The sequence below is a fragment of the Cellulomonas sp. WB94 genome, from assembly GCF_003115775.1.
GTDB lineage: Bacteria > Actinomycetota > Actinomycetes > Actinomycetales > Cellulomonadaceae > Cellulomonas_A.
In genome coordinates this window covers 1,788,722-1,803,298 of record NZ_QEES01000002.1, presented here as the reverse complement: position 1 = coordinate 1,803,298, position 14,577 = coordinate 1,788,722, and the positions used below count along the sequence as shown (strand labels likewise).

Genomic DNA, 14,577 nt, shown 5'->3' with positions numbered 1-14,577 from the left:
GCGCTGCTAGCTCGGGACCGTCTCGCCCTTCGCCGCGACGTGCCGGCCGCCGATGTACCCGAACGTCATGGCCGGCCCGATCGTGGAGCCCGGGCCGGGGTACGTGCGGCCCATGACGGAGGCTGACGTGTTGCCCGCCGCGTACAGGCCCTCGATGACGGAGCCGTCCTCCCGGAGCACGCGCGCGTGCTCGTCGGTCAGCAGACCGCCCTTGGTACCGAGGTCGCCGGGCCAGACCTTGACGGCGTAGAACGGCCCCTTGCTGACGGCGCCCAGGTTGGGGTTGGGCTTGACCCGCGGGTCGCTGTAGACCCGGTCGTAGGCGCTGTCGCCGCGGTGGAAGTCCTCGTCGACGCCCGTCCGGGCGAACTCGGCGAAGCGGGACGCGGTGCGGTGCAGGCCGTCGGGTTCCACGCCGATCTTGCCGGCGAGCTCAGCGAGCGTGTCGGCCTTGGTGAAGAACCCGGACTGGATCATCTTCTTCGGGGTCATGCCGGGCAGCGCCATGCCGAACGGGTACCAGCGGCGGTGGTGCGAGTCGATGATCAGGTAGGCCGGGATGGCGCTGACCTTCGCGTTGCGCTCGTACTGGTCGTGCCCGGCGTCGACGTACGACTCGGACTCGTTCATGAACCGCTCGCCGGCCGAGTCGACGATGAAGCCGTGCGGCAGCGAGCGCTCGGCGAGGTGGAACCCGGCGGAGCCGTTCGCGTTGAGGACCGACGGCCCCCACCACGCGTCGTCCATCAGGGCGAGCGTCGCGCCGACCGCCACGCCCGCGTTGATCGGGGTGCCGATGTCGCCCGGGTTCGCGCTCGTCCAGGTCGTGGTGATGGGGTGCGGGTGGTACTTCTGCCGCATCTCGTCGTTGTGGGCGAACCCGCCGGCGGCGAGCATGACGCCCTGGCGGGCGCCGATCCGCATCCGCGTGCCGTCCTTGTCGACGACGACGCCGACGACGGCCCCGTCGGCGGTGATGAGCTCGACGAGCGGGCTGCTGAGCCAGACGTCGATGTCGCGCTGCAGAGCCAGGTAGAGCAGCTGGCCCATCAGGCTGTTGCCCAAGCCGACCTTCTTCTGACCGATCAGGAGCGGGAGGATCGTCTGGACGCCGACGACGTTGGCCGCCGTGAGGAAGCCCTTGAGGGTGCGGAACGACAGGTTGATCGCCCCGACCTCCGAGGTGTGCGCGGCCATCGGGATGAGACCGCGGACCTTGCCGGCCCAGGGGCCGAGCTTCTTCACGTTCCAGCGCTCCCCCTCGATGCCGCGGCCGATGGGGGTGCCGCCCGGCTTCTCCGGGTAGTAGTCGGAGTAGCCGCGCGCGTAGACGAACTTCATGCCGAGGCCGCGCAGGAACGAGACCATCTCGGGTCCGTTGCGCAGGAACGCGTCGCGGCGCTCGGGCGAGCTGGCCGGTCCGACGTCGCCGATGACCGTGTCCATGTAGGTCCGGGCCTTCTCGTACGAGTCCTCGACGCCCGCCTCGCGCATGACGGGGTTGTTCGGGATCCACAGGCCGCCGCCGGACATCGCCGAGGACCCGCCGTAGAGCTCGGTGCTCTCGAGGACGAGCGGCTCCTTGCCGGACTCCCTGACCGCGAGCGCCGTCGTCATCGCAGCCGAACCTGAGCCGACCACGACGACGTCGACGACCTTGTCGAACTTCTCCATCACACTTCTCCCTCGACGTCGAGTGCCGCCGGGAAAGCGGACACCGGCGTCCGTTTCAGCGTACTGGTCGCCACCCGAACCGACCAGCAGCCGCGGCCCGCGTCCGGCCACTCGGCTACGCTCACGGCGTGAACCAGCGGCGGGACGCACGGCGCAACCGCGCCCGGCTCATCGCCGCCGCCGCCGAGGTGTTCCGCGAGGACGGCGCCGGCGCCCCCCTCGACCGCGTCGCCCAACGGGCCGACGTCGGCCGCGGCACCCTCTACCGCCACTTCCCCGACCGCGGCGCGCTCATCGCCGCCGTGCTCGAGATGCGGATGGACGCGCTCGAGCGGTACGCCGCCACCTATGCCGGCGACGACCTCGTCGAGCACCTCCTGGTCGCGATCTGCCGACTGCAGCTCGACGCGCCCGGCCTCTTCACCGCGGTCCGCGCGACCGCCGAGCCGCAGGCGACGCTCGAGGCCGTCGTCGTCCAGGCGCAGGCGCTGCTCTCCGGTGCGCTCGACCGGGCGAGCCGAGCGCACGCGGTCCGCGACGACGTGACCCTCGCGGACGTGCTCCTCGCCATCGCCATGTTCGACGGCGTGATCTCGCTCCAGTCGCAGGTGCCCGGCGACGAGCCGGTGGAACGCGCCCTCACGATCGTGCTGCGGGGCTGCGCAGCCGCGAACGCACCGAGCTGCCTGTCCCGGACCCCGCCCTGCACCTGCCGACCGCCCTCGAACTGAGCGCGGACTGAGACCCCGGCCGGCTGCTCAGGCCGGACGAGCCGGTTCCCGCCCGGGTCTCGCCAGGCGCCCGCGCCGCGCAGTACCGTCGAACCTCGATTCGCCTGTGTCCGCACCGCACCGTGACGGAGGTTGATCCATGTCGTTCCAGGCGGACCTCGACGCGATCGAGGAGCGGACCGGTCTGACACCCCGCCAGCTCGTCGAGCTCGCCCACGCCAAGGGCTTCGACGAGCCGAGCGCCAAGGCCGGTGACGTCGTCGCGTGGCTCAAGGAGGACTACGACGTCGGCCGCGGCCACGCCATGGCCCTGTGGCACGTCATCAAGAACGGACCGCAGATCAGCACCAAGCATGTCGGCACGACCGGCACCCACAGCGACGAGTCGGACACGCCGTGGCTCGACGGCAAGGTGACGCGACCGCAGGCGTAGCCGAATGAGCACGGAGCCGGCCGAAGGCATGGCCGGCCGACGGACGCGTCAGTCCGGCGCGCCCGGCACCTCGACCGCGACCCGCTCGATCCGCCTGTCCGGGATCAGCCACATCGCCGCGACGGCGACATACAGGATGTAGGACAGCGGCGTCCACACGAACGCCGCGCCGATGCCCAGCGCGTACAGCACCGGCGAGACCTGCCCCTTGCGGTCTCGCCCGACGGCCCGTGCGAGCACCCCGCCGGTCCCGCCCTCGCGGACGATCATCCGGGTCAGCGCGAAGTAGGCGATCGCTGCCATCAGGAGGATCACCCCGTAGAGCGCGGCCGGGGCCGCGGCGCCGTGGCTCTCGCCGAGCCAGCTCGTCGAGAATGGGATGAGCGAGAGCCAGAACAGCAGGTGCATGTTCGCCCACATGATCGGGCCCGAGACGTGCTCGGCCGTGCTCATGAGGTGGTGGTGGTTGTTCCAGTAGATCGCGATGTACACGAAGCTGAGGACGTAGCTGAAGAGCACCGGGACGAGGTGGGCGTCGACGAGGTCGCCGAACGTCGCGGCGTGCCCCTCCTCGAACGCCGGCACGCGCAGCTCCAGCACCATGATCGTGATGACGATGGCGAGGACGCCGTCGCTGAACGCTTCCAACCGGCTCGTGCGCATGGCGCCGACTATCGCCGATGGGCGCGCCGTCGTCCAGGTGTCCGGGCGAGCCCGCGGGTGCCCGCTTCGCCCCCACGGGCGGACGCCCGTGGGTACTGTCTCGTCATGGCACGGGGCGGCGAGATGCAGGAGGTCGAGCTGCTCGACGGCTCGGACGACGGCGTCGGCCACCCGCCCGACGTCGGCGCACAACCCGACGCGACCGGGCGGACGCGCGTCGGACGCCGTTGGCTGATCGTCGGCGCCGCGGTCGTGGCGGTGTCCCTCGGTCTGGCGCAGTGGGTCGTGACCGCGCGTGAGAGTGCAGCCGTGGCCCGGCTCGCGCAGGTCCCCGGCGTGCTCTCCCCCGTCGACGAGAGCTTCGCCGTGGTGCGGCGGGTCCCGGCCGCCGACGCGGCGGAGGTGTTCGGCGTCCCCGGTGCGGGGCTCGAGCGTGCCGAGGACGGTTCGCAGAGCTACACGTGGGTCGACCCGGCGGACGGACCCCGCTGGACCGCGGAGCTGCTGGGCCCGAACGACGCCCTCGCGGGCGCGCAGAACGTCTGGGGTGGGACCAGCTGCCAGACCGACAACGCGCCCACGACCGACCTCAGCACATCGCGCCGGGTCGTGTGCCTCGTCACCGACGGCGGGTTGCCCTTGGAGGACGGCCGCAGCCGCGCGGCCGTCCCTGCGACGACGCGCGAGGTGATCGTCCTGTCAGCCACGGACGGCGCGGTCGAGGCGCAGTGGCCCCTCGAGCGCGGGCAGTCCATCGCACTGCTGCCTGCCGACATCGTCGTCGTCGGCTCGCTGACAGCGGACTCCAGTGACGTCACCGCCTTCGACCTGCTCACCGGCGAGGAGCGATGGACGCACGAGGCGCACCTCATGACCACGACGGGCTACGCCGAGGGCGGCATGGGGATCGACGTCTTCCGGGCCGGAGACCTCGTCGGCTACTCGACGCCCGAAGGCCGCCTCACGCTCCTGTCCGCGGGTGGCGACGTCGTGCGGGACGACCTCGGCTACCAGGGCGACGTCGGCTCGAGCTGGATGACCGACCCCGCCACCGGTGCGCTGGCCGTCCAGTCGCACACCCGCGACGGGAAGTCCCACATGACCGTCCTCGCTGCGGACGGCGACCCGGCCGGGGATCTGACGGTCGACGGGCAGATCGTGTTCGCGTCCGTCGACGACGGCAGCGTGCCGGGCCTGAGACTCAGCTACGACACGGCGCTGCACGCCTGGGACACCGGCACGAGGGCCGCCCGGTGGTCGCACGACGCGTACCAGACGACCCGGGCACTCGTCCTGCGCGGGACCGTCTACGCCGCGACCGCCCGGGGCATCGTCGCGCTCGACGGCGCGACGGGCGAGCTCCTGTGGAGCCGTGAGGGCGACGACACCCTCATCCCGGGAACGCTGTTCACCGACGGCCGGCACGTCCTGCTCGCACCCGACACGTCCAGCACGGGCAAGCCCGCGGTGCTCATCGCCTACGACCCGGTCAGCGGCGACGAGATGTTCCGGGTGCAGTATCCCGACGGCATCAGCCCGCTCGGCGAGGTGAACCGGCGGATCCTGGGGTACGACGCGGCCGCCGACGAGTACGTGCTGCTCGGCTGAGCTGCCCGGCTGAGCTGCCCGACGCCGGTTGCTCGGCCCGTTGACGCCCGTGCAGAGCCAGGCATTTCGCCCAGACCGTCACTATTCCGGCGCGCATGTCGGTGGGACGCTGGATGACTGCTCCACTCCGAGAGAGGGTGCGTCGACATGGAGATCTCCCGACGTCGTCTGCTGCAGGCCGGTGCGGTTCTCGGGGCGGGGCTCGTTGCCCCGATCCGATGGAGCACGGGCGCCAGAGCCTCCGCGCCAGCCGGCATGACCTTGTTCACCGAGCAGCTCCCGACGCTCGGGGCGCTCGGCGCCGTCGATGCCACCTCGGGCGGCAGCGCGACCCTCACCATGGTCAGCGCGCTGCACAGCTTCCATGCGGCCCTGCCGCCGACCCCGACCTTCGCCTACCGGGCCGCCGGGGGGTCCCAGACGTACCTCGGGCCGGTGATCGTGGCCCGGCAGAACGTGCCGTTCAACCTCGAGGTGCGCAACGACCTGGGCACGCATCCGTTGGCCTTCGCCATCGACCCTGCCCTGGTGCCGGCGGGTTCGGACGACGCCGCGCACCCGCGCACCGCAACCCACCTGCACGGTGGCAACACGACGGTGGCCTTCGACGGCGGCCCCCTCGAGACGTTCACGCCCGGCAGCTCGTACGTCTACGAGTACGGGAACACGCAGGAGGCCGCGGGCCTCTGGTATCACGACCATGCCCTGGGGATCACCCGCCTCAACGTCTACGCCGGCCTGGCCGGGGGGTACCTCCTCCGGGACGGCTACGACACCGGTGACGGCACCCTCCTCCCGGCGGGGACCTACGAGGTTCCGCTCGTCCTGCAGGACCGCATGTTCAACCCCGACGGCACGCTGGCCTACCCCGCGAACGAGAACCCGACGACGCCGCGACCGTGGGCACCCGAGTTCTTCGGGGATGTCGCGGTCGTCAACGGCAAGGCCTGGCCGAATCTGGACGTCGACCGGGGCAAGTACCGGTTCCGGGTCTACAACGGCTCGAACGCGCGGTTCTACGACCTCAAGTTCGTGGCGGGCGACGCGGCCCTCTCGTTCTTCCAGATCGGAACCGACGGCGGCCTGCTGAACGCGCCGGTGAGGCTCAACTCCCTGCTCCTCGGCCCCGGGGAGAGGGCCGACGTCGTCGTGGACTTCGCTCCCCTGCTCCCCGGCACCAAGGTCGTCATCACCACCAAGGCCCGCGTGCCGTTCCCTGACGGCCCGCGGGCCGCTCGGCGCGGCGGCGTGCCGCTGACGCAGATCATGCAGTTCACGGTCGGTACGTCGCAGGGGTGGACCGCCCCGCTGCCGGCGACCCTGCGCAGCGCCCCGATCACCTCGCTCACGGACCTGGTCCCGGCGCAGCGCCGCACCATGACTCTGGTGGAGATCCTCGACGAGGCGGATGCCCCGCAGATGGCCCTGCTCAACAACCGCGAGTTCGGCTCTCCTGACTACGCCCTTGCCCCCGTCGCGTCGAACACGCTCGAGCAGTGGGACCTGGTGAACACCACGGGTGACGCGCATCCGATCCACCTGCACTTCACCCAGTTCCAGGTGCTGAACCGGCAGCGGTTCGACGTGGACGGCTACGTAAAGGCGACCTACGGGGACGACGACCTCACTCCGGGTTCGGGCCCCTACCTGCCCCCGGGGATCTGCCCGCCTGTTGACGGGTTCCTCATCGGCTCTCCGAAGGAGCCGCCGTCGAACGAGCGGGGCTGGAAGGACACGGTGAGGGCCATGCCCGGCGAGGTGACGCGCATCCGCGTGCCCTTCGGGGCGACGGTCCCCGGTGCGACGGGCCCGCTCGCGATCGGTGCCTCCCACACCGGGGAGTACGCGTGGCACTGCCACATCCTCGAGCACGAGGACAACGACATGATGCAGCGCTACGTCATCGTCTGAGCGACGCAGGCCCAGGCGACCGGACCGATCTCAGGTCGGGCGGGCTCGCCGCGTCGCCGACGATCGAGGGCCGCCCCGCGTGGCACCGCCACCGCGGGACGGCCCCGGCGATCGCTGCTCCTAGACGCTCGCGGGCGCGTCCGCGAGATCGACGCCCGCGCGGGATGCGACCACCTTGATGAGCGCCGAGGCGTTCTCCGAGCCGTAGCCACGCTCGACCGCCTCGGTCAGCACTCCCTCGACCTCATCGGTCCCGGGCACCGGCACGTTGAGGGTCCCGGCGAACGACTGGATGAGCCGCGCGTCCTTGAGCATGAGGTCGAGAGCGAACGAGGGCGAGTAGTCGCCGGCGAGCACGCCCGGCCCGACTCCGTCGAAGATCGGCGACTTGAAGTCGGTCACGTGCAGGACGTCGAGCACCCTGTGCAGGTCCAGTCCGGCCGCCCGGCCGAGCGACAGGGCCTCACCCAGGGCCTCGAGCTGTGCGGCCACCACGAGGTTGCCGACGAGCTTCATGCGCGCACCGGAACCCTGCGGGCCCATGTGGTGCACCGTCTCGCTGACGGCCTCGAAGACGGGCTTCACGCGCTCGAACACCGCGGCGTCGCCGCCGACGACGACCCAGAGGCCACCGGCGGCCGCCTCACCCTTCGACCCGAACACCGGTGCGTCGAGGAACGGCACGCCGCGCTCGGCGAACGCCGCGGCCTCCTCGTCGGAGAGCGCGGGGCTGATGGTGGACATGTCCACCACGATCGTCTCGGGCCTGACCGAGGCGAGCAGACCGTCCTGGCCGAAGACGACAGCGCGTACGGCGGCGTCGTCGGACAGGCAGTACAGGACCATCTCCCGACCCTCGACGGCCTCGGCGATGCTCGACGCCACGCGCACACCCTCGAGACCCTCGGCCCGTGCGGGGTTGCGGCTCCAGACGGTGACGTCATGGCCGGCACGCGCGAGGTTCGCGGCCATGCCGCGCCCCATCGTGCCCAAGCCCAGGTAGGCGATCGATGACATGGCTGCTCCTCAGTTCTGGGTGACAGGCTGGGCGACCGCGGCCTGACCCGCGCGCCAGGACTCGAGGAACCGCAGGAAGGCGGTCGCTCCCGGGTCCTGCAGGCCGATGCTGCGTTCCTGGAGCCAGGACGCACGGCCCCGGCGAGACTGCAGACCGGTGGTCTCGATCACGGCGCGCTCGGCCCCGGCGATGGCGCTCGCGAGACCAGCGGTGGCGTCCTGGGCTGCGGCGAGCGCGTCGGCGGCGGGCATGATCGCGTCGAGGATCGTCTTGTCCCCGACCTGCGTCTTGCCGCGCGCGGCGATGTTCTCGCCCCCGGCCCGGACGAACTGCGCCGCGGCGGCGACATCGACGTCGTCGAGACCCGCCCAGGTCTTGGACCCGGCGAGCAGACCGCCGGCGACGAGCGCGGCCATGGTCGACGGGTTCGCGTTGGCGAACGCCTTGGCGCACGTCTTGGCGATCTCGGCCGGCGTGGCGTCGTCGGACAGCGTCTCCAGCGCCTCGATCACCGCGCCGGCACCGAGCGAGACGGTGATGCCGAGATCCCCGTCACCGAGGGCCTGGTCCAGGTCGCGCAGCTCGTCGGCATAGCTGACGAGCTCTGTGAGGCTGCGCCGGATGGACTCGTTGAGCGCTGTGGACTTCATCGGTCACGCCTCCTTGAAGAACGGTGAGTTGGCTGGTGCCTGGAGGAGGCTCAGCCGTGCGTCGTCGAGCTTGAGCAGCGAGATGGACGCGCCGGCCATCTCCAGGCTGGTCGCGTACTCCCCGATGTAGTTCTTGGACACCTCCACGCCGAGGCCCGCGAGGATCTGGTAGACCCGGCGGTACAGGACGTAGAGCTCCTCGAGCGGGGTTGCGCCCATCCCGTTGACGAGCACGGCGACGCGGTCTCCGGACGCGAGCTCGAGGTCCTGGACGAGGGCGGCGACGAGGCGGTCGGCGATCTTGTCGGCAGTCTCGAGCGGTCCCCGGTGGAAGCCGGGCTCGCCGTGGATGCCGATGCCGACCTCCATCTCGCCGTCGGGCAGGTCGAAGCTCGGCTGCGCCGTCGTGGGCAGGATCGTCGGCGAGAGGCCGATGCCCATCGTCGCGGTGTGCTCGATCACGTCCTCGGCGATCGCGGCCACCTCCGCGAGGGAGTCGCCGCGCTCGGCCGCCGCGCCCGCCGCCTTGTAGGCGAAGATGATGCCCGCGACACCGCGGCGGTCGGCCTTGCGCTCCTTGGGCTGGCTGGCGACGTCGTCGCGGCCGACCACGGTGAGCGTCTCGATGTCCTCGAGCTCCGAGAGGTCCGCAGCGAGGTCGAAGTTGAAGACGTCTCCGCCGTAGTTGCCGTACAGGTACAGCACGCCGACACCGCCGTCGACGGCCTTGGTCGCTTCGAAGACCTGCTGCGAGCTCGGTGAGCTGAACACGTTGCCGATGGCGACGCCGGAGCACAGCCCGACACCGACGTAGCCCTTGAACAGGGGCAGGTGGCCCGAGCCGCCGCCGGTGACGATGCCGACCTTGCCGGCCACCGGTGCGTCCGCACGCACCATGATGCGGGGGTCGCTGCCGGGCGTCTTCACCAGGTCCGGGTGCGCGAGCAGGATGCCCTCGATCATCTCGTCGACGAAGCGTCCTGGCTCGTTGATGATCTTCTTCATGTCTTCCTCTGGATCTGTCCGTGGGTGGGGTTGGTGCGGGACGGGGCGGTTCAGGCCTGGACGGCGGCGGTGCCGACCGGGCGTCGTGCGATGCGTCTGCGCCGCCAGGTGACCTGGTCGGCGACCATGACCAGGATGAGGATCACGCCCTGGGCGATCGCGTACTCGTACGAGGACAGTCGGACGGCCGTGAAGCCGCTGGCCACGATCTGCAGCGTGAGGGTCGCGAGGACGACGCCGAACACGGTGGCGAAGCCGCCGGCCGGGTTGGTCCCGCCGAGGACGGCGATCACGATGACGAGCAGGACGTAGGAAGCGCCGTAGTCCGCCGACGCGGTCGGGTTGCGGGCGATGAACAGGATCCCCGCGACGCCGCCGAGCAGGCCCGCGACGAGGTAGGTGCTCATGAGGACCCGCCGGCTGTTGATGCCGGAGTACCGGGCGGCTACGGGGTTGGCGCCCTGGAGCTGGATCTTGAGCCCCAACGGGGTGCGGCTCACGAGCACTCCGACGGCGATCGCGATCACGACGAAGACGACGAACAGCATGGGGACACCGCCCACCGTCGCGTGGCCGATCGCCGTGAGCGAGTCGGGTGACCCGTACAACGTGCGACCGCCGGTCCAGGCGACTGCGATGCCGTTGTAGATCTGCATCGTGCCGAGGGTCGCGAGGATCGGGGTGATGCCGACCCGCGAGACGAGCAGGCCGTTGATCGCACCGCCCACGAGGCCGACGACGAGCCCGATCAGGACGAGCACCGGCATGAGCTGCTCGGCGCGCGCCGGGTCGCCGGCCGCGATGCTCGTGTAGAGCGTCGAGATCGTGATCGCGGAGAGGTTCGCGATCGACACGAGCGAGAGGTCGATGCCACCGGTCAGCATCGCGAGCATCATCGCGATGGCGATCACGCCGATCTCGGGCGAGGCGATGGCGATGTTCTGCATGTTCAGCGGGCTGAGGAACACCTGCGGCTTGAGGGCGGCGAAGACCGCGAACGCCACGACGACGAGGAGCATCATGCGCCCCGAGCCGCGGTTGACGTGCACACGGCTCAGCATCTCCGCGTAACGGTCCCCGACCTGCGCGTTGACCCGCTTGAGGGGGTTGTTGGACGTCGAGCTGTCGTTCACGCGGCCACTCCTTCCTCATCGTTGGCGCGCACTCGTCGCACCGAGCGCTTCGCAGAGACCGCTTGGACGCCGACGCCGATGATGAGCAGCAGGCCGACGGCCGTGCGCTGCCATGCGCTGGGCACCCCCGCGAGGATCAGGCTGTTGTTGATCACCTGGACCAGGAGCACGCCGAGTGCGGTCCCGAGGACTGAGCCCCGGCCGCCGAAGATCGACGCCCCGCCCAGGACGACCGCCGCGATGATGTCCATCTCGCCGCCGACGAGGTCCTGGGGGTTCGCGCTGCGCCCCATGATCATGTAGATCATGCCGCCCACCGCCGCCATCATCCCGACCAGGACGTAGATCCATCGCTGGGTCCGCACGACCCGGAAGCCCGCGCGGCGGGCCGCCTCCGCATCGCCACCGATGGCATAGATGCCACGTCCGAACATCGTTCGCCGGAGCATCCACGCCACCGCGAAGCACAGCAGGATCGCCGGAACCGCCATGACATGGAGGTAGGCCCCGCGTCCGCCGGACGAGATCTCCACGACGTTGGTCGTCGAGACCGAGGCCATCGACGCCGGGAGGTCCGCGATGTACCGCGACCCGACGTAGGTGAGCAGGGCGCCCTTGAAGATGCCCTGCGTGCCGAGCGTCACGATGAGCGTGGGCAGTCGGAACCGCGCGATGACGGCTCCGTTGACCAGTCCCAGGACGGCACCCAGGGCGAGTGCGACGACGAAGACGCCGGCGAGCCCCAGGTCCAGACCGGCGCCGGCGATCCGCACCGTCGTGTAGGCCGCGAAGATCGCGATGGCGGCGAACGAGACGTCGATGCCGCCCGAGATGATCACGATGAGGACGCCGAGCGCGAAGATGAGCGGCACGATCGAGCTGCGCACGATCGCGAACATCGTCGAGAGGGTGAAGAACGCCGGGCTGGCGATCGACATCACGACGACGAGACCGATCAGGATCAGCGCGAGAACGCCTTCGTTGTTGGGACCCCGGAGCCGCTGGACCGCAGCCAGGGCCGGGGCGGCCGGGGCGCTCATGCCGCCATCCGCTCGAGAATGGTGTTCACGTCGATGTCCCCGTCCTCAAGGGTGTGGACCAGGCGGCCCTGGCGGATCACGAGCACGCGGTGGCAGCACGCGACCAGCTCGGGCGCGTCGTCGGAGATGACGATGACGGACATCCCCTGTGCGGCCTCGGCACGCAAGATCGCGAGGATCTCCTCCTTGGAGCCCACGTCGACGCCGACGGTCGGGCCGTTGAGCATGAGTACCCGGGGCCGGTTCGCGAGCCACTTGGCGATGACCACCCGCTGCGCGTTGCCGCCCGAGAGCGAGCGGACCGTGGCCGAGACGTTCGGAGCCTTGATCCGGAGCCGCTCGAAGAGCTGCTGGATGGTGGTCCGCACACGGCCGCCGTCGAGCATGTGCCAGCGCGTGCGATGGGCGTCGAGCGATCCGGCGATCATGTTGTCGGCGATCGACTTCTCCAGGAACAGCCCCTGGGAGAGCCTGTCCTCCGGGACGTACCCGATGCCGGCCGCGATCGCGTCGTCGATGGACCTCAGCCGCACGGCGCGTCCGTCGATGCGAACGGTGCCACGCTCAGCCGGCAGGACCCCGAACAGCGACTCGGCGATCTCGGACCGACCTGAGCCGAGCAGGCCCGTCACACCCAGGATCTCGCCCCGACGCAGTGTGAAGGAGATGTCGTGGTAGGCGCCGGGGAGGGTCAGCCCGTCGACCTCGAGCACGGGCGCGGCATCAGGGGCGAGCTCGCTCACGGTGCGCTCGTCCTTCACGTCGCGGCCGGTCATGTGCCTGGCGATGGCGCGCGGGTCGAGGTCCGCGGCCGGTGCTGTCAGCACGTGGACGCCCGAGCGGAGGATCGTCACCCGCTGGGAGACCGCAAGGACCTCGTCGAGCTTGTGCGAGACGAACATCAGCGCCACCCCGCGCTCGCGGAGCGTCTCGACCAGGCTGAACAGCCGTGCGACCTCGGTGTGGGTGAGGGCGGTCGTGGGCTCGTCCATGACGATCACCCGGGCGTCGTGCACGAGCGCTCGGCAGATGGCCGTGAGCTGCTTGTCCGCGACCGAGAGGTTCTCGACGTCCGCGTCGAGGTCGAGGTCGAGGGCGAGCTCGTCGACGATCGCCTGCGCGGCGGGCCGTGCGGCGCGCTGCGAGTAGAGCCGCCGGCGGTCGGCGACCGCCGCGGTCAGCGTGATGTTCTCCGCGACCGTGAGGTTGGGGAAGAGCGAGAAGTCCTGGTAGATGACCTGGATCCCGGTCTTGATCGCCTCGGTGGAGTTCATCGCGTGGTGCGCGACCCCGTCGACGATGATCTCGCCGGAGTCAGGCTTCTCCGCGCCGGAGATGATCTTGATGAGGGTCGACTTGCCGCTGCCGTTCTCGCCGGCGAGGCAGTGCACCTCACCCGGAAGAAGGTCGAGCGAGACGTCGTCGAGGGCGATGACGCCGCCATAGGTCTTGACGAGGTTGCGAACCTGCAGAACTGGCACAGGTGCGCCCGTTGAGCTGGGTGCTGTCATGGTGGGTGCTTTCCGGCCACCCCTGGGGTTGACCGTCCGTGGACGGGCAACCCCAGGGTGCAGGCCTGTCGAGGGCCGAGCTCAGAACTTGAAGCTGGCGGCCGTCTCGGCGTCCGCTTCCACCGACGCGTCCCCGACGAACACGTTGTCGTAGCCGGCAGTCTTCTTGAGCGAGTGGTAGCCCTCGATCCCGAGGTCCGTTCCCTCTTCGATCTTGCCGCCCTGCGCGAGGATCATCGCGATCTGGAGCTGGGCCTCACCGGCGAGCGCGGGGTCCCAGAAGAAGATCTTGTCGATCGAGCCGTTGGCGAGGTACTTCGCGGCGGCCGACGGGATGGACGTGCCCATGACGCACACGCTGTCCTGAAGACCGGCCTCCTCGACGGCCCGGGCGATACCGGGGACGTCGTTGCCCGCGGAGCCCTCGAAGCCCTTGATGTCGGGGTACTTGGCGAGGATCTCCTTGGCCTTGTCGTAGGCGGCGTTCTCGTTGTCCGTGCTCTCGATCGGGTCCTCGACCCGCGTCATGCCCGGGAACTTGGCCTTCTGCTCGTCGAGCGCCGCGCCGACCCACTCCATGTGCGTCTTGGCGGTGAGGCCTCCGACGAACTGCACGTACTTGCCCTCGCCACCCATGCACTTGCCGAGGCTGTCCATGATCTTGGCGCCGTAGACGGCGTTGTCGAACGCCTCGATGTCGATGTCGACGTTCTTGATGCCCGTCGCCTCGTGCGAGACGACGATGATGCCCTGGTCGCGCGCCTGCTTGAGCACGTTGGAGAGCGCCTCGGGCGAGTTCGGCACCACGGTGATCGCCGTGGGCTTCTGCGGGATCAGGTCCTGGATGATCTGGATCTGCTTCTCCGGGCTGACGTCGTTCGAACCTTCCTCGCGGGCATCGACACCCGTGCGCGTGGCGAAGTTCTTGACGCCGACCTCCATGCGGTCGAACCACGCGATGCCCTTGAGCTTGACCACCGTGACCATGGTCATGTCCTTGGGGGCGAGCGTTGCGCCCGTACCTGCGCCTGCAGCCGTCGCGCCGGTCGCAGCACCGCCGCCCACCGATCCGCAGCCTGCGAGCAGAGCTGCAGTGATGCCCGAGATCGCCAGGACAGCCAGCCTTCGTTGCGTCATCCGTTCACTCCCTTGTGATCGATCGCCCGGTGGACTTCAACGTCCACGCCGCGGACTCGTGCC

The 14,577-nt window shown here is 70.2% G+C and carries 13 protein-coding genes; 4 read left to right on the top strand and 9 right to left on the bottom strand.

Annotated features, from left to right (window positions below):
* Nucleotides 1-6 precede the first annotated feature (6 nt).
* Nucleotides 7-1,674 (bottom strand): FAD-binding protein, encoded by a 1,668-nt coding sequence (locus DDP54_RS09490; RefSeq protein ID WP_109131529.1) that lies wholly within the window; start codon nt 1,672-1,674, stop codon nt 7-9.
* Between the two features lie 128 nt (nt 1,675-1,802).
* Between DDP54_RS09490 and DDP54_RS18405 the strand changes: the two genes are divergently transcribed.
* Both DDP54_RS18405 and DDP54_RS09480 read left to right on the top strand, forming a co-directional pair.
* Entirely contained in the window at nt 1,803-2,405 is a 603-nt protein-coding gene (locus DDP54_RS18405; protein ID WP_109131528.1) for a TetR/AcrR family transcriptional regulator, read from the top strand.
* Nucleotides 2,406-2,544: 139 nt separating this feature from the next.
* Nucleotides 2,545-2,838 (top strand): DUF4287 domain-containing protein, encoded by a 294-nt coding sequence (locus tag DDP54_RS09480; protein WP_109131527.1) that lies wholly within the window; start codon nt 2,545-2,547, stop codon nt 2,836-2,838.
* A 48-nt stretch (nt 2,839-2,886) separates the two neighbouring features.
* Here the strand turns inward: DDP54_RS09480 and DDP54_RS09475 are convergent, their stop codons facing one another.
* Nucleotides 2,887-3,501, bottom strand: coding sequence for a TMEM175 family protein (locus DDP54_RS09475; RefSeq protein WP_109131526.1), 615 nt, complete (start codon nt 3,499-3,501; stop codon nt 2,887-2,889).
* 105 nt (nt 3,502-3,606) lie between these two features.
* Here DDP54_RS09475 and DDP54_RS09470 point away from each other — a divergent pair, with 105 nt between their 5' ends.
* Together DDP54_RS09470 and DDP54_RS09465 are read left to right on the top strand one after the other, a co-directional pair.
* Nucleotides 3,607-5,109, top strand: a complete 1,503-nt coding sequence (locus DDP54_RS09470; protein ID WP_109131525.1) for a PQQ-binding-like beta-propeller repeat protein — start codon at nt 3,607-3,609, stop codon at nt 5,107-5,109.
* A gap of 255 nt (nt 5,110-5,364) precedes the next feature.
* Nucleotides 5,365-7,020 carry a multicopper oxidase gene (locus DDP54_RS09465; RefSeq protein WP_242448318.1) on the top strand — a complete coding sequence of 552 codons (1,656 nt, stop codon included), beginning with the start codon at nt 5,365-5,367 and terminating at the stop codon, nt 7,018-7,020.
* A gap of 120 nt (nt 7,021-7,140) precedes the next feature.
* Here DDP54_RS09465 and DDP54_RS09460 read toward each other — a convergent pair whose 3' ends face one another.
* The 7 genes from DDP54_RS09460 to DDP54_RS09430 all read right to left on the bottom strand — a co-directional run bounded on the left by DDP54_RS09460 (nt 7,141) and on the right by DDP54_RS09430 (nt 14,514).
* Complete coding sequence (locus DDP54_RS09460) at nt 7,141-8,037, bottom strand: NAD(P)-dependent oxidoreductase (protein WP_109131523.1); 897 nt, start codon at nt 8,035-8,037, stop codon at nt 7,141-7,143.
* A gap of 9 nt (nt 8,038-8,046) precedes the next feature.
* Entirely contained in the window at nt 8,047-8,688 is a 642-nt protein-coding gene (locus DDP54_RS09455; protein ID WP_109131522.1) for a dihydroxyacetone kinase subunit L, read from the bottom strand.
* Between the two features lie 3 nt (nt 8,689-8,691).
* A complete protein-coding gene (locus DDP54_RS09450; RefSeq protein WP_109131521.1) occupies nt 8,692-9,693 on the bottom strand; it encodes a dihydroxyacetone kinase subunit DhaK in 1,002 nt (333 codons plus the stop codon).
* A 50-nt stretch (nt 9,694-9,743) separates the two neighbouring features.
* The gene (locus DDP54_RS09445; protein ID WP_242448317.1) at nt 9,744-10,826 is read right to left on the bottom strand and encodes an ABC transporter permease; all 1,083 of its coding nucleotides are present in this window, start codon (nt 10,824-10,826) and stop codon (nt 9,744-9,746) included.
* A complete protein-coding gene (locus DDP54_RS09440) occupies nt 10,823-11,866 on the bottom strand; it encodes an ABC transporter permease (RefSeq protein WP_109131520.1) in 1,044 nt (347 codons plus the stop codon). The genes DDP54_RS09445 and DDP54_RS09440 overlap by 4 nt, the downstream gene beginning before the upstream one ends.
* Entirely contained in the window at nt 11,863-13,347 is a 1,485-nt protein-coding gene (locus tag DDP54_RS09435) for a sugar ABC transporter ATP-binding protein (protein ID WP_242448316.1), read from the bottom strand. The genes DDP54_RS09440 and DDP54_RS09435 overlap by 4 nt, the downstream gene beginning before the upstream one ends.
* Nucleotides 13,348-13,458: 111 nt before the next feature.
* On the bottom strand, nt 13,459-14,514 hold the full coding sequence (locus DDP54_RS09430; RefSeq protein WP_109131518.1) for an autoinducer 2 ABC transporter substrate-binding protein: 1,056 nt from the start codon (nt 14,512-14,514) through the stop codon (nt 13,459-13,461).
* Between the last annotated feature and the right edge of the window lie 63 nt (nt 14,515-14,577).